The sequence below is a fragment of the Synechococcus sp. BDU 130192 genome (assembly GCF_963876085.1).
GTDB lineage: Bacteria > Cyanobacteriota > Cyanobacteriia > Cyanobacteriales > MRBY01 > MRBY01.
Genome location: NZ_CAWNNO010000006.1, coordinates 43,598 through 62,735 on the forward strand (window position 1 = coordinate 43,598; position 19,138 = coordinate 62,735).

At 50.3% G+C, this 19,138-nt stretch carries 22 protein-coding genes and 3 tRNA genes; 10 read left to right on the plus strand and 15 right to left on the minus strand.

What is annotated here, in order from left to right; translation table 11 throughout:
* Window positions 1-20: 20 nt before the first annotated feature.
* Window positions 21-1,286 carry a dihydroorotase gene (locus AACT35_RS02605; RefSeq protein ID WP_099238767.1) on the minus strand — a complete coding sequence of 422 codons (1,266 nt, stop codon included), beginning with the start codon at window positions 1,284-1,286 and terminating at the stop codon, window positions 21-23.
* Between the two features lie 166 nt (window positions 1,287-1,452).
* Here AACT35_RS02605 and ureG point away from each other — a divergent pair, with 166 nt between their 5' ends.
* Window positions 1,453-2,052, plus strand: coding sequence for an urease accessory protein UreG (gene ureG / locus AACT35_RS02610; RefSeq protein ID WP_012307679.1), 600 nt, complete (start codon window positions 1,453-1,455; stop codon window positions 2,050-2,052).
* A gap of 164 nt (window positions 2,053-2,216) precedes the next feature.
* Complete coding sequence (locus AACT35_RS02615; protein WP_099238770.1) at window positions 2,217-2,978, plus strand: hypothetical protein; 762 nt, start codon at window positions 2,217-2,219, stop codon at window positions 2,976-2,978.
* On the opposite strand, the gene AACT35_RS02620 is transcribed toward AACT35_RS02615, so the two are convergent.
* From AACT35_RS02620 to clpS, 3 genes are read right to left on the minus strand one after another with little or no spacing between them, the layout of a single operon-like run.
* Entirely contained in the window at window positions 2,944-3,879 is a 936-nt protein-coding gene (locus AACT35_RS02620; RefSeq protein ID WP_099238772.1) for a YegS/Rv2252/BmrU family lipid kinase, read from the minus strand. The genes AACT35_RS02615 and AACT35_RS02620 overlap by 35 nt on opposite strands.
* A 41-nt stretch (window positions 3,880-3,920) precedes the next feature.
* A complete protein-coding gene (locus AACT35_RS02625) occupies window positions 3,921-4,208 on the minus strand; it encodes a DUF2103 domain-containing protein (RefSeq protein ID WP_012307682.1) in 288 nt (95 codons plus the stop codon).
* Window positions 4,209-4,502 carry an ATP-dependent Clp protease adapter ClpS gene (clpS, locus tag AACT35_RS02630; RefSeq protein WP_012307683.1) on the minus strand — a complete coding sequence of 98 codons (294 nt, stop codon included), beginning with the start codon at window positions 4,500-4,502 and terminating at the stop codon, window positions 4,209-4,211.
* Window positions 4,503-4,781: 279 nt separating this feature from the next.
* Between clpS and AACT35_RS02635 the strand changes: the two genes are divergently transcribed.
* A tRNA-Lys gene (locus AACT35_RS02635) sits at window positions 4,782-4,853 on the plus strand.
* A 114-nt stretch (window positions 4,854-4,967) separates the two neighbouring features.
* On the plus strand, window positions 4,968-5,690 hold the full coding sequence (gene rph / locus AACT35_RS02640; protein WP_065716797.1) for a ribonuclease PH: 723 nt from the start codon (window positions 4,968-4,970) through the stop codon (window positions 5,688-5,690).
* Window positions 5,691-5,728: 38 nt separating this feature from the next.
* On the opposite strand, the gene AACT35_RS02645 is transcribed toward rph, so the two are convergent.
* Complete coding sequence (locus AACT35_RS02645; protein WP_254047986.1) at window positions 5,729-6,646, minus strand: tetratricopeptide repeat protein; 918 nt, start codon at window positions 6,644-6,646, stop codon at window positions 5,729-5,731.
* A 239-nt stretch (window positions 6,647-6,885) separates the two neighbouring features.
* Here AACT35_RS02645 and AACT35_RS02650 point away from each other — a divergent pair, with 239 nt between their 5' ends.
* The 3 genes from AACT35_RS02650 (at window position 6,886) to AACT35_RS02660 (ending at window position 9,753) form a co-directional block, all read left to right on the plus strand.
* Complete coding sequence (locus AACT35_RS02650; RefSeq protein WP_099238776.1) at window positions 6,886-8,913, plus strand: elongation factor G; 2,028 nt, start codon at window positions 6,886-6,888, stop codon at window positions 8,911-8,913.
* Between the two features lie 128 nt (window positions 8,914-9,041).
* Complete coding sequence (locus AACT35_RS02655; RefSeq protein WP_099238778.1) at window positions 9,042-9,290, plus strand: Ycf34 family protein; 249 nt, start codon at window positions 9,042-9,044, stop codon at window positions 9,288-9,290.
* An 82-nt stretch (window positions 9,291-9,372) separates the two neighbouring features.
* Window positions 9,373-9,753 (plus strand): hypothetical protein, encoded by a 381-nt coding sequence (locus tag AACT35_RS02660; protein WP_099238780.1) that lies wholly within the window; start codon window positions 9,373-9,375, stop codon window positions 9,751-9,753.
* Window positions 9,754-9,780: 27 nt separating this feature from the next.
* Here the strand turns inward: AACT35_RS02660 and AACT35_RS02665 are convergent, their stop codons facing one another.
* Both AACT35_RS02665 and rpsD read right to left on the minus strand, forming a co-directional pair.
* Entirely contained in the window at window positions 9,781-10,923 is a 1,143-nt protein-coding gene (locus AACT35_RS02665; RefSeq protein WP_099238782.1) for a hypothetical protein, read from the minus strand.
* A gap of 127 nt (window positions 10,924-11,050) precedes the next feature.
* Window positions 11,051-11,659, minus strand: coding sequence for a 30S ribosomal protein S4 (gene rpsD / locus AACT35_RS02670; RefSeq protein WP_030006662.1), 609 nt, complete (start codon window positions 11,657-11,659; stop codon window positions 11,051-11,053).
* 313 nt (window positions 11,660-11,972) lie between these two features.
* Between rpsD and AACT35_RS02675 the strand changes: the two genes are divergently transcribed.
* A tRNA-Leu gene (locus tag AACT35_RS02675) sits at window positions 11,973-12,057 on the plus strand.
* 158 nt (window positions 12,058-12,215) lie between these two features.
* On the opposite strand, the gene AACT35_RS02680 is transcribed toward AACT35_RS02675, so the two are convergent.
* Window positions 12,216-12,467 carry a hypothetical protein gene (locus tag AACT35_RS02680; protein WP_012307691.1) on the minus strand — a complete coding sequence of 84 codons (252 nt, stop codon included), beginning with the start codon at window positions 12,465-12,467 and terminating at the stop codon, window positions 12,216-12,218.
* Between the two features lie 104 nt (window positions 12,468-12,571).
* Window positions 12,572-12,892 (minus strand): Mo-dependent nitrogenase C-terminal domain-containing protein, encoded by a 321-nt coding sequence (locus AACT35_RS02685; protein WP_045441732.1) that lies wholly within the window; start codon window positions 12,890-12,892, stop codon window positions 12,572-12,574.
* A 244-nt stretch (window positions 12,893-13,136) separates the two neighbouring features.
* On the opposite strand from AACT35_RS02685, the gene modB reads away from it, so the two are divergent.
* A complete protein-coding gene (gene modB / locus AACT35_RS02690; protein ID WP_030006660.1) occupies window positions 13,137-13,838 on the plus strand; it encodes a molybdate ABC transporter permease subunit in 702 nt (233 codons plus the stop codon).
* 91 nt (window positions 13,839-13,929) lie between these two features.
* Window positions 13,930-14,000, plus strand: a tRNA-Gly gene (locus AACT35_RS02695).
* Between the two features lie 107 nt (window positions 14,001-14,107).
* On the opposite strand, the gene AACT35_RS02700 is transcribed toward AACT35_RS02695, so the two are convergent.
* The 6 genes from AACT35_RS02700 to AACT35_RS02725 form a co-directional block, all read right to left on the minus strand.
* Window positions 14,108-15,067: a DUF362 domain-containing protein gene (locus AACT35_RS02700; RefSeq protein ID WP_099238784.1), complete on the minus strand. Its 960-nt coding sequence runs from the start codon at window positions 15,065-15,067 to the stop codon at window positions 14,108-14,110.
* 118 nt (window positions 15,068-15,185) lie between these two features.
* Window positions 15,186-16,286 carry a branched-chain amino acid ABC transporter permease gene (locus AACT35_RS02705; RefSeq protein WP_062435168.1) on the minus strand — a complete coding sequence of 367 codons (1,101 nt, stop codon included), beginning with the start codon at window positions 16,284-16,286 and terminating at the stop codon, window positions 15,186-15,188.
* A gap of 65 nt (window positions 16,287-16,351) precedes the next feature.
* Window positions 16,352-17,035 (minus strand): 4'-phosphopantetheinyl transferase family protein, encoded by a 684-nt coding sequence (locus AACT35_RS02710; protein WP_099238786.1) that lies wholly within the window; start codon window positions 17,033-17,035, stop codon window positions 16,352-16,354.
* A gap of 10 nt (window positions 17,036-17,045) precedes the next feature.
* Window positions 17,046-18,017, minus strand: coding sequence for a malate dehydrogenase (mdh, locus tag AACT35_RS02715; protein WP_099238788.1), 972 nt, complete (start codon window positions 18,015-18,017; stop codon window positions 17,046-17,048).
* Between the two features lie 15 nt (window positions 18,018-18,032).
* Window positions 18,033-18,248 (minus strand): NAD(P)H-quinone oxidoreductase subunit O, encoded by a 216-nt coding sequence (locus AACT35_RS02720; RefSeq protein ID WP_012307699.1) that lies wholly within the window; start codon window positions 18,246-18,248, stop codon window positions 18,033-18,035.
* Window positions 18,249-18,292: 44 nt separating this feature from the next.
* Complete coding sequence (locus tag AACT35_RS02725) at window positions 18,293-18,892, minus strand: chromophore lyase CpcT/CpeT (RefSeq protein ID WP_099238790.1); 600 nt, start codon at window positions 18,890-18,892, stop codon at window positions 18,293-18,295.
* Between the last annotated feature and the right edge of the window lie 246 nt (window positions 18,893-19,138).

The window sequence follows — 19,138 nt, forward strand, 5'->3', positions numbered from 1 at the left end:
CCCCTTTTTGAGGGCGGGTTTTAACCTAAAAATGTATTGATCACTTTGCCCGTGAGCGTTTTTTGCCACCAAGGGGTATTGGTCTGGGGACAGTGGAGATTTTCGTGGTTAACCTGCCAGGTTTTGCTGGGGTCAAAAAGGATTAGGGGTTGGCAATTTTCGGGAGTAATCGCCTTTATTTCCTGACCTAAGTATTTCTGGGGATTGGTACTGAGAGCTTGCCAGAGTTGAATAGGTTGCCATTCTTGGGAGACAACAAAATTTTGCCAAAGGATTGGCAGGGCAATTTCTAAGCCAATCACACCGGGAGGGGCTTCGGCAAAACTGACAGTTTTTTCTTCGTAGAGATAGGGTTGGTGGTCAATGGCGATCGCCTCAATGACACCAGTTTTCACCCCCTCGATTAAAGCCTGTTGATCTTCGGGATTACCAAGGGGCGGATCTAGGCGGAGATTCGGGTCATAGGTGCTGAGGGCCTTCGTATTCCAGAGGAGGTGCATCCAAGAAACACTGGCAGTAATTGGCAATCCCCGTTGTTTGGCTTCCGCAATTAAGGCGACCCCCCGGGCGGTGGAGATGCGCATGAGATGGACAGGGGTTTTCAGTTCGGCCACCAGTTCACAGATCGAGGCGATCGCCGTGGTTTCTACTGAGACTAATTCTTCCACCAGACCATAAGCTAAACTCGCTTTGCCGTAGCGGGCCGTTCCGCCGTTATGGAGGGCTAAATTTTGCGGGTAGAGGGCGATGGGTCGGTGATGGGGGCGTAAATATTCGAGGGTACGCCGTAGCAGAAGCCAATTGTTTAACGCTTGGCCGTCGCTAAATCCGGCAATGTTTGCGGCTGCGAGTTCTCCTAATTCCGTGAGGCTTTCCCCTTGGCATTTTTTCGTCAGGGCAGCCCAGGGTAAAAAATTTGGTTTGGGGCCGGGTAATTGCTGGAGGAGTTGTTGAAAGCTTTGCAGTTGGCCAAGATTATCGAGGGGAGGCTGGGTATTCGGCAAAATGCCCACTTGGGTAAACCCCCCCGCGAGGGCACCTTGGGCGAGTTGCTTTAATGTTTCGCGGGATTCGTACCCAGGTTCGCTACTGTGGCTATAAAGATCCACTAAACCGGGCGCCAGGATTAGATCTGTGGCTTCGATGGATTCTACTGCGGCGGGGAGATCTGACAATTGGGGGGCGATCGCCTGTAGCTGACCATCCTTAAGCCAGACATCTTGGCGATGATCCAAGTTGGCCACGGGATCCAGAACCCGCACCTGCCGTAAAACAACGTTATCCATTGCCGCGCTTACCACCGAAATATTCCCCTTCCATGAAAATTCCGTCCCCCATTCTACTGTTTCTGCCCCAAATCCCCCTGGACTTTGTGAAATTCAACAACATTTACGACAAAAGCGAATCGGTCTCACTATGATGATTTTGTGGTGATTTTGGAGTGAATCAAAAATGAGTGCATTGCGAGTGGGCATTGCGGGGCCAGTGGGGTCAGGGAAAACAGCCCTTTTGGATGCCCTATGTAAGGCCCTGCGCGACCAATATGCGATCGCCGTCGTCACCAATGACATTTACACCAAAGAAGACGCCCAGTTTTTAACCCGCTCCGGCGCACTCCCCCCAGAACGCATTATGGGAGTTGAAACAGGAGGCTGTCCCCACACGGCGATCCGCGAAGATGCGTCCCTCAATTTGGCGGCGATCGCCGAACTCGAAGAAAAATTTCAGCCCTTGACCCTGATGTTCGTTGAAAGTGGGGGCGATAATCTGGCGGCGACCTTTAGCCCGGAACTCGTGGATGTGACGATCTATGTGATTGACGTGGCCGCAGGCGACAAAATTCCCCGTAAAGGTGGCCCTGGAATCACCAAATCGGATCTGTTGGTCATTAACAAAATCGATTTAGCCCCAGCGGTGGGTGCTGACCTAGATGTAATGGATCGCGATGCAAAAAAAATGCGGGGGGATAAGCCCTTTATTTTCACCAATCTCAAGACCCAAACTGGCTTAGAGGCGGTGCTTGATTTCATCAAAAAACATATTCTTGAGTAGCGTAAAAAACTAAATAATTCTAATTTAAAGAACTAATTTTTTTGTCTCCCAAATGAATTTATAAGCATTTTCAAAATTTTTTATGGCATTTTTCAATACTTATCCAATTTAACTAATGGTAGCTTTTGGGGCGATTTGAAAAGCAAAAGAAGCCTCTTTTAATAATGTCTTACTTTTTTGCCTGGTTTATCGGTTTTTGGTTCATTCTCTTTGGGGGAATGCTCCTTAAAGCAACTATTGGTCAGCAACTGCGCCCTTTATTGAGCTACCGTAAGCCCCCCCTGGGCCAAATTCGCCCTGGTGAGAAAATTTATTTTCAGGGACAATATAGCGTCGGCAAAAGTATTCTTTCTCCTTTAACGAAAACGCCCTGTCTAAGATGGCAATTAATGGTGATAGAAACCCAAGGGAAACAGTCGAGACGCCTCATCGATCAAACTTCTCAAAGCACTTTTTTTGTCGCCGATCAACAACAAATCCTAGAAGTGCTCCCCCGTCAGCAACAGTCTGGTACGGCGATCGCCATCGGAAAAAGTCGGGTTGTGCTGTCGTCTCCCCAGCAGGAACTGGATAACTACGTGGGCCTCGGCAAATGCCATTACCAAGTGCAGCAAAACATTTTCATGCCCCTCAAAGATCCCCAGGCGATCGCCTTTTTAGAAGCGAATCACATTAACCCCAGAGGCCCCCTAGGAAATCATCGGGGGCTGGTTTTGCGGGAATACATTTGGGTGGCGGGGGATCCGGTTCATATCTATGGCAAGCTGATCCGGCGCGATCGCCAGCATAAAATCCTCATCCCTTGGGTGATTAGCCACCAACCCCGCGCCCGTATTGTGATTATTTTGGGGAGCTTAGGACTCATTGGTTTGAGTTTATTAATTGCAGGGATTACGGTGATTCTTCAGGGGGGGTTGCCGCTTTAGGGGGAAGTTGCACCCAGAGGCTCCGGGGCACCGCTGCAAACTGGGCCATGGTTATTTCCTCTAGCAATTCTCCGTCTAAGAGTAGAGCCTGGGGCGACGTGGTGGTTACTGTTAACTCGGCGGTGCGCCAAGATTGGATATGGGGATGATCAGCGGGGTTGTCTTGGAGAGCTGCCTGGAACAATTCGTAGGACGCACTGAGCAAACCAAAAAGCTCTCCCTCGTCAGCCATGGTGAGAACGGTGACATCGAGTAGGGCATCTTGACCCGAGGCCCCGCCCGTTCCCTGGGCCAAAATTGAAGTGCTGGGGGCCAAGTTCGCTACGGTGATCGCGAGCACGTCATCAAAGGTCTGTTGGCGATCGCCAAAATCGAGGGTCGCCTGGAAGGGTTGCAGCTTTTGCAGTTGTTGTACCGCCGTGGACAAATAGGCAAAGAAACCAAACCGTTGTTTACTATCCCGGTCAGTTTCGCCAATGGTCGCCGCCTCTAGGCCAATCCCAGCCAAAAGAATCATCGGTTGACCATTGCAGGTGGCGCAGTCGATCTGTTGGGGCTGCCCCTGCAAAATCACATCACAGGCTTGGTCGATAGCTGTGGGAATATCCAAAGCCGCCGCGAAGGCATTGGCTGTCCCCCGGGGAATAACGGCTAGGGGAATATTACTGTGCATCAAAACTGTCGCCACCGCTGAAACAGTCCCATCGCCCCCAGAAGCAATAATCAGATCAGCCCCCTGGGCGATCGCCGTTTCTGCCAAGGCCGTCGCACTTTCTTCGGGGGAGGTAAATTGAACCTCAAGCTCAACCTGATCGAGGAGCTTGGCTCGAATTTGTTCCAGTTCCTGGGGGGCATGGCCCGCACCGGATACCGGATTAAAAATGAGATGCACTTTTTTCATCGCGTTCTACAGGGGGATATGAAAAGTTCGCCCTAGACTTCCTAGAGTACCGTGGCGATCGCCGCTTGGAGTTGTTCCTGGGCGAGGTCAGTAATGATAAAAACCTCCTGGACCGATTTTCCCTTGCGGGCAATGACCTTAAAGCCCCCTTGCAATGGCACAGACACCCGCAGTTTCAACCGGGGAATATTGCCTCTGGTTCGACTGAGGGCGCCGGGTGTGATCGTGCGAATCCCCTCACAGTTGACTAATTTTTCGAGCACTGGGATCAGCCCCTCAATGTGGGTCGAATGATTCCAAACGAGTCTTCCCTTTTCTTCTGATGCCATCTATGCCGCCTCAAGGGGAGCCATGGTTAAACCTTCCCGTCGCAATTGTTGGTGATAAAGTTCCGCTGGCTCCTGGGGGCCGACCCAGACAATGGCCTGACCGTCGAAATGCACTTGATTGGTTAAATTCCAAGCTTGATCCGCCGTCATATTCGGGATGTAGGTCATTAAACAATGGGCAACATGCTCAAAGGTATTGAAATCATCGTTGAGGACAATCACCTTAAAGTTTGGGTAAGGCTTACGGACTGTTTGGCGATCGCTTTCTTTGAGAATGCCGGGAGCAGGGGCCATGGTAACCGAATCAATCCTTTGGGATAGACGAAGAACGTTAAAACAAATGTGTAAAAAAATTTATGACAGAAGCATTTGGTTTAGTAACCAGAATCACTTCCTCTGGGGGCAAAAGTTGCGCCGATAATGCCCCTTATTCTAGAGAGAACCCCCCTGCTTGACAAGATGTGGGTGGCCCATTGACTCGGTTGGCGACACTTTTCAGAAAAAAGTTAACGCAAAACCTTGCGCTTTCAAAAATTCGGTGCTACATTGTATAACTGTGTTGAAAAGCACAACGGGTCGTTAGCTCAGCGGTAGAGCACTCGGCTTTTAACCGATTGGCCCAGAGTTCGAATCTCTGACGACCCATTTTTTAGGAAGTCCTGCAAACATGATGTTTGTGGGACTTTCTCATTTTTTGCTCTACATGGCCTTTGGGAAAGGTTCCGGTATGATGGGCTGTGTTTGTGTTTTGAGTAAGCTATGGTTTGGCAGCGTCCGGATAATCGGTTCTTCGATCAACTGCGTCCCTTTAAGTTTGAGCTAGATTTCACAAAATTTGCCCAGGCTTCTGTTTTAACAAGCTGTGGCGATACCAAGGTTTTGTGCACGGTTTCTGTGGCGGAAGGAGTGCCGCCATTTTTACGGGATAGTGGCCAAGGCTGGCTCACCGCAGAATATCGGATGATGCCCGGCGCAACCCCAGAACGGCAACGGCGCGAGTTTATGAAATTATCGGGGCGCACCCAGGAAATTCAACGGCTGATCGGCCGCAGTTTACGGGCGGCAATCGATCTCAAGGCTTTGGGCGAGCGGACAATTACCATCGATGCGGATGTGCTCCAGGCCGATGGGGGAACACGGACCACGGCAATCACAGGGGGTTATGTGGGCTTGGCGATCGCCTGTGAGCGTTTAGTCAAGGCAGGCATCCTAGGGAAATCGCCGATTATTGCCCCAGTGGCGGCCATTTCCGTGGGTCTCATCGCCGGGCAAGCTTACCTCGATTTGAATTACCTCGAAGATGTGGCGGCGGATGTGGATTTCAATGTGGTGATGATCGGCGGCCAGGCGTTAAATCTCATCGAAGTGCAGGGCACCGCCGAGGCAGGCAGTTATAACCGCGCCCAACTGAATCAAATTCTCGATATTGCAGAAAAAGGGATTCAAACCATTATGACCCTACAAACAAAAGCCATTCACTAATGGATTTTTTGGGAAAAGGCGATCACCTATTTTTGACCCTACTTTGGATTCTGTAGTTGTTGCCGGAGAGCTTGAACTGCTTCTAGCCAGGGAGCCTGTTGCTGCTGGCCGTAGAGGGAATGGGCATAGTCCAACAGGGGCATCGCGGCGGCACGTTGATTATTTCTGATCAGAAGTTGGGCCGCTGCAAAGTAGGCATTGGCGTAGGTTGGATCCCGCTCACTACTGGCCCGAAAAGCGGCGAGGGCTTCCGAAAAATCCCCCCGCTGGGTGAGCAAACGTCCCTGGAGATAATGCACAGCGGCGAGGTTCGGCTGATTTTGCAAGAGATCTTGGATCAAGGGTTGGGCTGCTTCGGGGCAATCGCCGGCGAGGTACAGCTCCGCCAGTTGGATGGTAGCGTCAGGAAAATTGGGGGCCAGTTCACGGGCCCTTTGCCACGCTTGGATCGCGGCATCCCGGTTGCCCTGGTGACGCTGAATTAAGCCGAGATTGTAATGGGCGATCGCCAAATTAGGATCTAAAGATAAAGCCCGCCGCAGATAGATTTCTGCCTGGGGCCAATTTTGACTATCAATGAGCACTCCCCCTAGATTGCCATAGGCCACCGCAAAATTAGGCTGAAGAGCAATGGTCTCGCTAAAAGCCTGAGCTGCGCCTGGTAAATCACCCCGTTGCCCCAGGGCTAAACCCAGATTGTAATGGGCCTGCCACAGGAGCGGATCAAGGGCGATCGCCTGTTGAAATTGTGCGATCGCCCCGTCTAAATTTCCTCGTTGGATGAGGGCTAATCCCTCACTGAGCTTGGCTTTGGCTGCCGGAGTTGTTGGGGTAATGCTCGGCCATGTTTGCGGCACTGAAGTCTGGGGAATGTCTTGGGCGATCGCCCCTCCCCTCGGCCAACCCAACAAGAGCAGCGCGAGAAAAACATTGCGAAGCGTAAACAAATTCAGCACAGATTTACAGATATTTATCCAACTTAAACTTAAACGCAAAATACCTTACGAGACATATCAGTTTTACGCGGCAGGCTGCCAAACGGCGTTAGGCTTACCACTAGGGCGTATCTTGTCCCTCTTACCCAAGAAGATTAGCTTTTCCCATAAGTTCCAGCGTTTTTCAGCGGATCATCTCCTACTTCCCCGCAAATATTGCCCCATTGCGCCCCCTGCTTCAATCACGAGACGAGAAAATCATGACCAGAACGACCGAAAATATCCGTAACATCGCGATCATTGGCCCCTATTCTGCGGGTAAAACCACCCTCCTCGAAAGCCTACTTTTTCTCACCCAAGCCACTACTCGCAAAGGCCGCATCGAAGACAAAAATACCGTTGGCGACAGTAGCCCCGAAGCCCGTGACCATACCATGAGCGTCGAACTGTCCATCGCCAGCACAAAATATCAAGATATTGAACTGACCTTTCTCGATTGTCCCGGCTCCATTGAATTTCTCCAGGAAACTTACAATGCCCTTGTAGGCGTCGGCACCGCTGTGATTGTTTGTGAGCCAGAAACCGAAAGAATTCTCACCCTGTCGCCCCTGTTTAAATTCCTCGACGATTGGAATATTCCCCACATCGTTTTTATCAACAAAATGGACCGGGCTAAGAATAACTTCCTCGATGTTCTCGCTGCCCTCCAGGAAGCCTCGAACCGTCCCTTGGTGCCCCAACAGTACCCCATCCGCAAGGATCAGCAAACCCTCCTGGGCTACATCGACCTAGTTTCAGAACAGGCCTACCATTACCATCCCGACTGTCCAGCGGATCCAGTACCTTTCCCGGAGGAACTACACATTGAAGAAAAAATCACCAGGGAAGAAATGCTAGAAACCCTGGCTGACTTTGATGATGAACTTTTAGCAATGCTCCTGGAAGAGGTCGCCCCTTCTTCAGAAGAAATTCTCCAGGATCTCCGCAAGGAACTCAGCGCAGATCAGATTGTGCCCGTGGTGTTTGGGATTGCCAGCGAAGATTATGGTGTCCGACCACTCCTCGATATTTTGGTGCAGGAGGCCCCGGCCCCTGTGGACACCACCGCCCGTCGGGAACTCAAAGCTTCCCCCCAGGAAACCGTTGTGCAGGTTTTAAAGAACTTCTATACGCCCCAGGGTGGAAAACTATCCCTAGTGCGGGTTTGGCAAGGGGAACTCCAGGAAGGGATGCTCCTCAATGGCCTCCGACCAGCGGGAATTTACCAACTGATGGGACACCAACAAAAGCCGATCCAAAAGGCGATTACCGGAGAAATTGTTGCCCTGGCTCGCCTGGAGGATATCAAGGTCGGCGAAACCCTCAGTAGTGGTGATAAACCCCTTAAACCGCTCCGGACAGCCACGGTGATGCAACCGGTTTATGCTTTGGCGATCGCCCCAAAAAATCGCAAAGATGAAGTCAAGCTAAGTAATGCCCTCAACAAACTGGTCGATGAAGATCCATCCCTGGCCTGGGAACAACATGGTGACACCCACGAAGTCATCCTCTGGGGCCAAGGGGATATCCATCTCCAGGTGGCCCTCGAACGTCTCCGCCGCAAATATAACCTACCGATGACGACCCATTTACCACGGGTGCCCTACAAAGAAACGATCCGTCACGGTGGTAGCTCCCATGGTCGTTACAAACACCAAACCGGGGGCCATGGGGCCTTTGGGGATGTGTACCTCGAAATTAAGCCGCTTAATCGGGGCACGGGTTTTCAGTTCCACGAAACCATCGTCGGTGGCGTTGTCCCCAGACAGTACATTCCTGGGGTGGAAATGGGAGTGCGGGAATACTTAACTCAGGGGCCTTTGGGCTTCCCGGTGGTGGATGTGGATGTGACCCTCACCAACGGTTCGTATCATGCCGTAGACAGTTCTGAGCAAGCCTTTAAACAAGCGGCGCGCATTGCCATGACGGAAGGGATGCCCCTCTGTGATCCTCAGTTGCTAGAGCCTATTTTGCTGATCAATATCTATATTCCCAATGAATTTACCTCCAACGCCTTGCAGCTCATCAGCAGTAAACGGGGTCAAATTCTCGGCTACGAAAGTTTGACCGATTGGCGCGGTTGGGACCACATCACGGGTTATTTCCCCCTCGCCGAAATGCACAATTTAATCATCGAACTGCGATCGCTCACTTTTGGGGTCGGCTTCTTTGATTGGCAATATGACCACCTCCAGGAGGTACCGGATAAGGTTTCAGAGCAGGTCTTGGCAACCCTAAAAGATCATTAAATCTAATTATTGCCAAAAAGTAATAGATCCCTGGTGTGTGTGGCATTGGGGATTCTTTTTGGGGGCGATCGCCTCTGGGGATCTCGCTATACTAAAACAAAGTTCCGTAACCCCTGGAGGTGCGCCCCATGTGCATTTGCGTGGACTGTGAATATGTTGACCGCTGCGAAACCTACCATGTCGTTGAAACCCAGCACCAACAACCCCACCTAACCGACCAGCCTAATTTTTCTCCCATTGAACCGACGATCAACGTCAATATCCGCTCCGAAGGGGAAGTGATCGAAATGGAATGGGATGTGGTGGGTTGTGCGAGTTTTTCCCAAGAAAAAGGAAAATGGGCGCGACTCCGACCGGGGGAGGCGATTCCGACTTGAACAATCGCTTAACCCTTGGCAAAAGTCCACGGGTTTTCTCCAGTAAAATATGGACGTGAACATCGCTGTGAGGAAACATCCGATGAAGATAAAGGGTTTTGTTTGGGCCTGTGCCTTGGCGGGAATGCTCCTACCGGGGTCAAAGGCGATCGCCCAGGCCAATATGAAAAATGGCTTTCTCAATGTTCAGATGCGAGAAGCTCTCTGCGGGCAAAACTGGCCCCGGGCGATCCAAGTCCTCGACACCATGAAGCGCATTAGTCCCAAAGATCGGTCTAGTCTGGAGCGATACCGGTCTTTCCTCGTAAATTTCCGCAATAACAATACCCGCATTGCCGCTTGGCCCGCGTCTGATTATTGTGCTGGGACGGTGGAGGCGCTGCCGAATCCTAATGCAACCAACCCCAACTCTGGCTCAGGCAGCAACCCCAATATGCGGACTGATACGGTGCCGACTTTTTAGGGTTATTTAAGTTAGCAAAATCAATCGTTAGTTCTTTTGGGCGATCGCCTCAGAATGGGTTTCGGCACCATGGGCGAAAATAATTGTGCTGTAGAGGTGCCAGGCCGGATCCCAATAGGTATCTTGGTGAGTTTCCTGGCGGAATAGATTCACTTGGGGTTGGATTTTGCGCAGCAGTTCCGGAAAGTCACGGGCATTATTCGCGAAACTCTTAAAGTCTGACCATTTTCGACTATGGCTCAGGTGCTCAGTAAGACGGTGTTGCATCTGATTCCAGTTGCGGCGGTTACTGAGCTGTTCAATGGGATTTTGGGTTGCTTCGAGAAAAGATAATCCCTGCTGGAATTGGTAATGCTGGTCATTCAGCCGGAAAATCACTTGGCGATCGCCCCAATGTAAATCGCAGAATTGGGCATAATCAAGGACTTTTGTTTTGTAATAGGGTTTGCCGCGACCATCTTTTTCTAGGGACTCTTCAAAAATTGGCAACATGCCCGTTACCCATTGGGAAATTTCTGACCAAGGCACTGTATATTCAACGGCCTGTTGGGTTTCATCAAGGCCCCGGATCAGCAAATGGGGATCGAGTTGTTCAATGGTCTGGACTTGGATCACCGGAATATTTTGTAACTGGGCCAAAGAGAGACAAAAACTGGGAATATTGCCCTGGGTGAGGGCTTTCTTTAAAAAACGGAGTTCTCCCAAGGCACCTGTGCGGAATAAGCGCCAAGATTTCAGGGGCAGTTGTAATCCCGCCGAGTAGGCATCGGTGCGTAATACTGTCGCGAAATATTGGGCGGCTGTTTTCTTTTGTTTGGGGCTAATGGGCTCTAACACGATCAGACCATAAACTTCTCCGCCGGGGGCAGCCTTTTCTTCGGCGATCGCCGCTTGGGTCAGAGCTAATTCCCTTGCTTCGAGTCGGGCCAAACCTTGCCGCGCTTGGGTGACTACCTTGGGCACAGAAACGCCTTTGAGTAACCGTCGATAACCCTTTTCGGCCTTCTGCCATTGTTCCGTTTCTTCACACCACCGGGCCACATACAAACGGAACCAAGGATTTTTTGCCTCTACCTTTTGCCATTGCAGCAGCAATTGGCGCATCCGGCCATAGTCCTTTGCGGCAAGGGCGACCTGAATTTGTTTGAGGATCGGAACAGACTGAACCATGGCAACACAAAGAAAAAGGCGATCGCCTCTGACATTTCCCTCATTCTAGCCACTCTCCCCCACAAAAAAAGGGGCATAATTGCCCCTCTCCCAAATAATAAACTTTGCAAAAATTGCCAAATAATATTTAGGCCATCCGAGAGTAGTATTCCACCACGAGTAGCTCGTTAATTTGGAGTGCAACCCATTCCCGTTCGATGATGCCGTTAACCTTACCGGTTAGAGTGGGCTTATCAAATTCCAAGTGGCTGGGAATATTCGCTAAACCAGGAAATTCCATGTTCGCTTCGACCAATTTCCGAGAGCGATCGCGGTCACGCACGGTGATCACATCTCCAGGACGACATTGGTAACTCGGAATATCCACAACCCGGCCATTCACCAAGATGTGACCATGGTTTACCAACTGGCGCGCCCCAGGAATGGTACCAGCCATCCCCAAACGAAAGACAGTATTATCCAAGCGCATTTCTAACAATTGCAGAATGGTCTGTCCCGTAGAACCAGTCGTCCGCCGCGCTTTACGCACATAACGAATGAGCTGCTTCTCAGATACACCATAGTTGAAGCGTAGCTTTTGCTTCTCTTCCAAACGAATTGCATATTCAGAACGCTTGCGGCGACCCTGGCCATGCTGTCCCGGGGGATATTCCCGACGGGCGCTTTTACGGGTTAAACCCGGTAGTTCTCCGAGTCTACGGGTGATGCGTAGACGTGCTCCACGATAACGAGCCATAAGGTTTTCTTTCTCCTTACAAGTAAAAAATGGATGTAGAAATAAAGACCTCAAACCGCTTACTACGGCTCTTTTTGAGATTTTTACCCACGGGAGGGAGGTCGAAACTTGACGTCCCACGGGCTGTAAACATTCCAAAGTTCGACTGTCTTTTCAATAGAGACAATCGAGGATTTTAGAAAATTCCACAATTTAACAAGCATATCATGCTCCCACTCGAAACAGTGAATAAATTGCCTTTTCAGGGCGATCGCCAGAGGTGAATGCTTGTCGAAACCTAAAAACTATGATTTACTTGTAAGAGTGCCCAAACGGGGGTGTGGCGGAATGGTAGACGCTGCGGACTTAAAATCCGTTGACAGTAAAATGTCGTGAGAGTTCAAGTCTCTCTACCCCCATCATCAAAAGTCAAATTCGTACTTTCAGATTAATATTTGTGTCACGACCCTCAGTGCTTTTCAAAGGAAACTGGGCCGATTCTGAGCTGTACGGTATCGGAGAAATCACTGGACAATGTGATCCGATGAAGTTCAAATAATTCCAAGAACGAAATATTTTAGAAACGCTCAATACTACCGAGAAATACAGGTTCTACCCGAATGGCCTTGATACTAGAAGGGCGAACAACCATAAATTCTCCCTGCATATTCTTAATCGGCACATTGATAAAGTCGTCGGCCTCAGCCTTGGGAATTAGAACGCTGCTGTACCATTTTTGAAATTCTTTGATGTCGCTAAAGCGAACTTCCTCGCGGTGACCACCTTCGATCAGGAAAAAAATAGCGTATTCGTCTGCTTGTCTGGGCATAGGGTCTTGTACTCAGCAGGGGTCAAATTCAGGAAAACCAAAGGGTAATTGATTCTTGACCTAGTGTATCTCAGGTTGTGGGATCTGCCATAGGGCTGTGTTTCTCATTGGCAGTACATATTGATGTCTTCACCGGTTTCGGCGAGGAAGGTGAGGGCTCGGAAGCGGAGTGCGACCAGTTCGTTATAGAGGGGGTTGAGTTTGCACAAGGGCGGAATACTAAATAAAACGCGCCCTAAAAGGCTCACATCGCGGGCAAAGGGACATTGGGCGGGAATCAAGCGGCAGACGAGGTGGGCGGCTTCGGGGGTCGTGAATTCGATGGCATTGAGCCAAAATCGTAGGGATTGGAATAAATCAAAGCGTCGGTTGCGAAAAAGGCCAGAATAATGAAGGTGATGACGATTACTAGGAGAAGAGTGCATTGAGATGATCCCTTGATAAAAATGATGGGTGTGCGGAGCGATGATGGGAAAATTTGGTGTAGGGGATTTTGGGGCGATCGCCAAACAAATGCCGACTTGTTTCGGGGGTTAACTCTATTTTAGTATCGATAAATTGGCTTGGAAAAAACGTGATTGAATTGACAATTTTCCGGCAAATCGAGATTTTTTCTGGGATTCTCCGCTGTTTTTTGAACTTTAAGCGCGTTTTGAGGTCTGGGGTTTGATGTTCTCGCCTGAGGCGATCGCCGTTGTGTTGCCTGCCCTGTGGATTTCCCTCAAGGTGGCCGGATTCGCCACGATTTTATCGACGTTTTTTGGGGGAGGGTTGGCCTATGGCGTTGTGCGCTATCAGTTCTGGGGGAAATTTTGGCTAGAGGCGATCGCCACTTTACCGTTAGTGATGCCGCCCACCGTCGTTGGCTTCTATTTACTACAACTCTTGAGTCAACAGGGTTTACTGGGATTCTGGTTAGATCAATGGTTTCAAATTCGCCTAATTTTTTCCTGGCAAGGGGCCACCATCGCAGCGACGGTCATGGCTCTGCCACTTATGTTCAAAACCACCAAAGCAGCCCTACAAAGCGTCAATCCTATTTATTTGGAGGCGGCGGCGACCCTGGGGCAATCGGAATGGCAAATTTTTTGGCGGGTGTGGCTGCCGTTGGCAAACCGTGGCGTTTTAGTGGGAATTTTGCTGAGTTTTACCCGGGCCCTCGGTGAATTTGGCGCAACCCTGATGGTAGCTGGCAATATCCCTGGGTTAACCCAAACGATGCCCATGGCCATTTATGAAGCGGTGCAAACGGGCGATCAGACCCTTGCGGCCATATTTGTGGCGATTTTGACAGGGATTTCTTTCCTCAGCCTATTAATGACCCAATACCTAGAATCTCGTACCGCGACTAAACCGCAGTTTTTCCGATAATAATTCCTTGGGGAAGCAGAGAAAAAATTTATGATTTTTCTGGTCAAAGTGACTTAAAGATGCTAGATTTGTGTGAGTGTCTAAACCGCTTGCGGGTGTAGTTTAGTGGTAAAACCTCAGCCTTCCAAGCTGATGATAGGGGTTCGATTCCCCTCACCCGCTTAGTTTACAGAAAACCGAAAGCTGCAATTGTCCGAGAAGGAATTCTGGGTTAGATAATTTATGCTGGCCCAGACTGAATTTTGCAACTAGGCAGGGCCAAACTCAACCTACTTGCCGCTATAGGAAGCCATGGGTTCTTTGATAAAGCGGATGTAGAAGTGCCGAAAGGTGGACTTGAGAATGCGGGGCAGGGCAAAGTCGATGGGCATCAGGGCTTCGGGGAGTTTCCAATCGGCGATCGCCAACTGTTGCGGCGTCGCTAGGGGAAAGTGAATTTTAGCAAGATCACTACAGAGTCCTAGTTCCATGGATTTCGCCACCATCGGCACCAATTCCGGTTCAACGCCTAAAATATCCACCATTGCCCGGTCTAGGGCAAAAACGTCCGTAGAAGCCCCCAATACGCCCAATTGCTTCGGTTCGCCACCACTGGGGCCATTGCCTTCGTGACCAATAATCCCATCAAGAATTGTCAAATCCGGGGCGATCGCCTGGGCCGTTTCGATGAGCATCGTTGCAAACTGTTCGGGATCTTTGCCCGCTTCCATGTGCCACCAAGCTTTCATTTTCCCAGGCACACAACCAAACAAATTTTTCACGCCCAAAGTCAGGGTTAGTTGCACGTGGGATTTTACCTTGGGCAGATTAATCACCACATCCGCCTCCATTGCTTCCTTCGAGAGGCGTAAATTTTGGTAGTTGTCCCCTTCCGTGCGGTACCGTTTGCCGTGAAATTCCACCAGGGGAATCCCCAACTCTTCGAGCAAGGGTAAATAGCCGTTATTTTTCGCGACTCCCTGGGCCGACCCAAACGCCGGACTGTCACCAATAAAGGGTTTGCCGCCTGCTTCTAAAACCATCTGGGCGACGCAGTAAACCACTTCCTTACGGGTAATGCATTCTTTGGTCGGTCGCGCCCCGGTGAGCATATTCGGTTTTAGCAAAACGCGATCGCCTGGTTTCACAAAAGCCGCCATCCCCCCCAAAGGCTCCAGCAAAGTTTCAAGGGATTGGCGCAGTTCGGGCAGTTTGTAGGCTTGGGCCGCAAGTAAGCTAACGGTAGACATGGCAAGTGAACGGAGATAATGGGCGACAAAAAAGCATTTCCCATAGATTAACGTAGGAAATGCCAGGACGTTATGTTTATCTCAGCAGTAATAACGGTAATGCCGGAAATTTTGCCAATTATTTACCGAGGGTCAGCTCATCTTTATTACCCAAAATGCCCTGGGGCCGCCACACCATCAGCACCATCAAAATTAGACCAATCACCATAATCCGTAATGCGCCGAGGCGGGCATCGTCCACCAAATTTAACTGGGGCAACACAAACCGCGTCAGGGAGTCGTAGGCAAAGAAAATGAGCGCACCAATTAAAGTACCGGGATTCGTGCCAGCGCCGCCCAACACCACAATCGTCCAAGCGTTGAAGGTGACTAACGGATCAAAATTAGCCGGATAAACATTGGTCAACTGCCACGCATAAAAAGAACCCGCTCCACCGGCGATCGCCCCACCGAGCATAAAGGCCTGCAACTTATACCAAAAAACATTTTTACCGAGGGCACGGGGGATTTCCTCATCTTCGCGAATCGCCTTCAGCACCCGACCCCAGGGGGATTGCACCAGATATTCCAGACCGGCATAAACCAAAGTCAAGGCGACCACCGACAGCAACATCAGCCCTGCTTTGTAGTTGTAATTTTGGAGGGCAATGCAGCCGTTGATAAACAAACTGGTGATGATCCCACCCCCAAGGATGCCCCAAACAATCACCCCTAAACCAGATTTTTCCTGTTTTTTGAGTTTTTTCCAGCGCCAGCGCAACCCCCGCCATAGTTGCCATGCCGCAAAAATTGCAATGATCGTCAACCAAAAGATCAAAGAAATCTTACCCACCTGATTCGGTCGAAAACTTCCCAGGGGCAACGGATAACCCTGCACCCCAAAGGCTCCCCTGGTTAACCATTCTTCGTTGAGGGCCACCAACCGCACCAATTCAGACACCCCAATGGTCACAATTGCCAAATAATCTTCCCGCAGCCGCAGGGTTGAGAGGCCAATGAGCAGCCCCAGTAAAGCCGCGACCCCAGCCCCAATGGCGAGAGAAAGCAGTAAGGGCACGCCTTGGCTGGAGAGTAAAACTGTGGTGTAGGCACCGACGGTCATAAAAGCCACATGACCAAAGTTAATCAGGCCCGTAAAGCCCCATTGTAAATTGAGGCCCAGACAAAAAATGCCGTAGGTTGCCGCTGAGATGGTGAGATAGACGAGATAGCCGACCATAGTGATTTGTGATTTTTATAAGGATGGAGATTAAAAAGCTTGTTTTAAAAAGACGAAGGAAAGCCTCAAACTGCCCCATCATATAGCATCCATTCCCCCCGGTTTGTAAACTGGGCACCGGGTTGATCAATGGTGATCGCCCCCCAATGATTTTGATCCGGCTCCCCCAAAAATAACGACCAAGATTGCGAGTCAGGGGTAATGAGTTGGGGTGTGGGTCTTAGGTGCACTTCAACGGCGTCTAATCCCCCTTGTAGGCCCAAACCGGTGCCCTTTAGATAAGCTTCTTTGGCTGTCCAGAGTTGTAAAAAGGCCGATTGTTGCGCTGTTTCTGGGAGCTGTCGCAGGAAATCAAATTCTGCTGGTGTAAAAAATCGTTTTGCAAGCCCCAGAATGTCACTTTTTCGTCTTTTTGCTTCTAAATCCGCCCCTAAGTGGCCTTGGGGAACATCTAAGCTAATGGCACAAAGGGCTAATTTTTTTGTGTGGGATAAATTAAACGCAATGTCCGGCAATAGCGGTTTCCCGTGGTCACCATAATCAAAGGCGATCGCTCTTGGGTCTCGCTGGAGATAAAACCCAAGGATTTGCCGTAAACCAGCCCGTGCCAGAATAAAACGCCGTTGCAAGTCTGGGAATTTAAACTCCTTGGCCCGCCGTTGTTCGTCGTCGCTCAAGAGCCACCACAGCGCTTTCGACTGTCCCAGTTTTTCCAGGGAAATTAACCAATATTCCACCGACACTGCCATGAACAGTCTATCAAAAACTCAGTTTAGAGAGGGCCTGATCGCGGCTATCCCGCACCGAAGCCGCAGAGCGATGCAATTGTGCCAGTTCAGCATCGGTCAAAGGGATCTCAACAATTGCTTCTACGCCCCGGCACCCCAACCGACAGGGCACTCCCAAGAACAAATCCGTCAAACCATACTGACCTTGAAGATAAACCGAGGCGGGCAACAGGCGGGATTGATCCTGAATGAGGGACTCAATCATGTGACAAACAGACGAAGCAGGGGCATAGAAAGCACTGCCCGTTTTAAGGAGGGACACAATCTCTGCGCCACCGTTCTGGGTGCGTTCAATTAACCCTTGAGTTTTAGTGGCATCCATCAACTCAGTAATTGGGATACCACTTACCGTACAGTAATGGGGCAACGGCACCATTAAATCTCCATGGCCCCCAAGGACGAGGGTTGAAACATCCCCGGTACTGACCCCTAGTTCCATCGCAATGAAAGTGCGTAAACGGGCTGAATCTAGGACGCCCCCCATCCCTAACACATGGTTCACTGGCAAACCCGTCACTTTCCAGGTGAGGTAGGTCATCACATCCATCGGGTTTGTCACCACGATGAAAATGGCTTGGGGGCTGCGCTCCATGGCTTCCCTTGCGGCATGGACAACGATCTTGGCATTGTAATGGAGCAGATCTTCTCGGCTCATGCCGGGCTTGCGGGCCAGCCCAGCAGTAATCACCACAATGTCGGAACCCGTTGTATCAGCATAATCATTGGTGCCGAGAATGGTTTTGTGGTGCCCTTCTAAACCCTGGGCTTCGTATAAATCAAGGGCAATGCCCTGGGGCAGACCTTCAATAATATCGAGCAAGACCACATCCGCGAGGTTTTTTTCGATGACCCGTTGGGCTAGGGTACTACCGACTTTCCCGGCACCGATCACCGTCACTTGGGGCGCTTTACAGGAAATGGAAGGGACGGCGATCGCACACATGGGACTATTCCAAATTTAGACAGCTTCGAGTTGATCGAGACGGAGCCAAACACTGGGGGTTGGGGTATAGAAACGCACAAAGGCATATTCATCGTCGAGATCGAGGATTTCGCCTTGGCTTCCGAAAAAGTAGGCGGGTAAACGGGAATCACTCGCTTTCGCTTCGAGGCTATTGGTGAATTGTTCTTTAATCACCCGCACAAGGCTTCCTTTCTTTAGTTTAGCCGCCATAATTTTTGCTTCTCTCCTAATTGTGATGAATTTTATTTTAGAGGTTAATGGGGTTGAACTTCCCCAGAGAAATTGTTGATCTTTTCAAACTCAAACGCTCCCGCCAGGGAGCCCCAGAGGATTTTATCGGTGACCGGATCACGACCGCGATCAATACTGATCAAGGCGTTATCGGTGATTTCAAAGCTGTTATCGAGGTAGCTCTCTTTGTTATAACGCACAACCCGGCAGCCTTTTCCGGCCTGGACAGTGCCCTTAAAGCTCGCCCCACTCCAGGTGACAATCATGTCGCAACCGGGCATCGGGTCTAGATCGGCCATGTCAAAGTGCTGCATCATGGCAGGGTTGCGGGCAGCACCCATATATTTGGTTTTGGCATCATCCTTGGGTTTGTAATGCACCAGTTCCATGTGGTCATCGACGGGTTTGATGTGAAACAGGCGCAGACGGTAAGGAGCAGAGGTATCGGAGCTGTAGGCCTGTTCGAGGTAGAGGCCATAGCCATCGAAAAATTGATTGGGCAGGGGGCGCATACAAACTTTGATGTGAGCCCAGAGGGGCGGATTGGCGAGGGCCTGGGCTTCGTTAGAAAACTCCCCTGCCATCCAGCGGGCAAGGGTATGGGCATCGGTAGAGTGGGACATAGGAAATTGCTTTGATAATTTGATAAATGGTTTGGTAAAGGATTTTCTAAAAAGATTAGGGTCAGCTTTGGGGGCTGATTGTCTAAGCTTAGGAAAAAGGGGGACAGCTAGGCAACATTCGTCGTCTTGACTTTCCCTAGCAGAAATTGACGGCTTAGGTGGGGCGATCGCCCCTTGGGGAGTGCGGCATCCTCCCTTTCCTTTTCGTCGACCATCTCAGACAATAAAACATCTTGAGGTTTGATT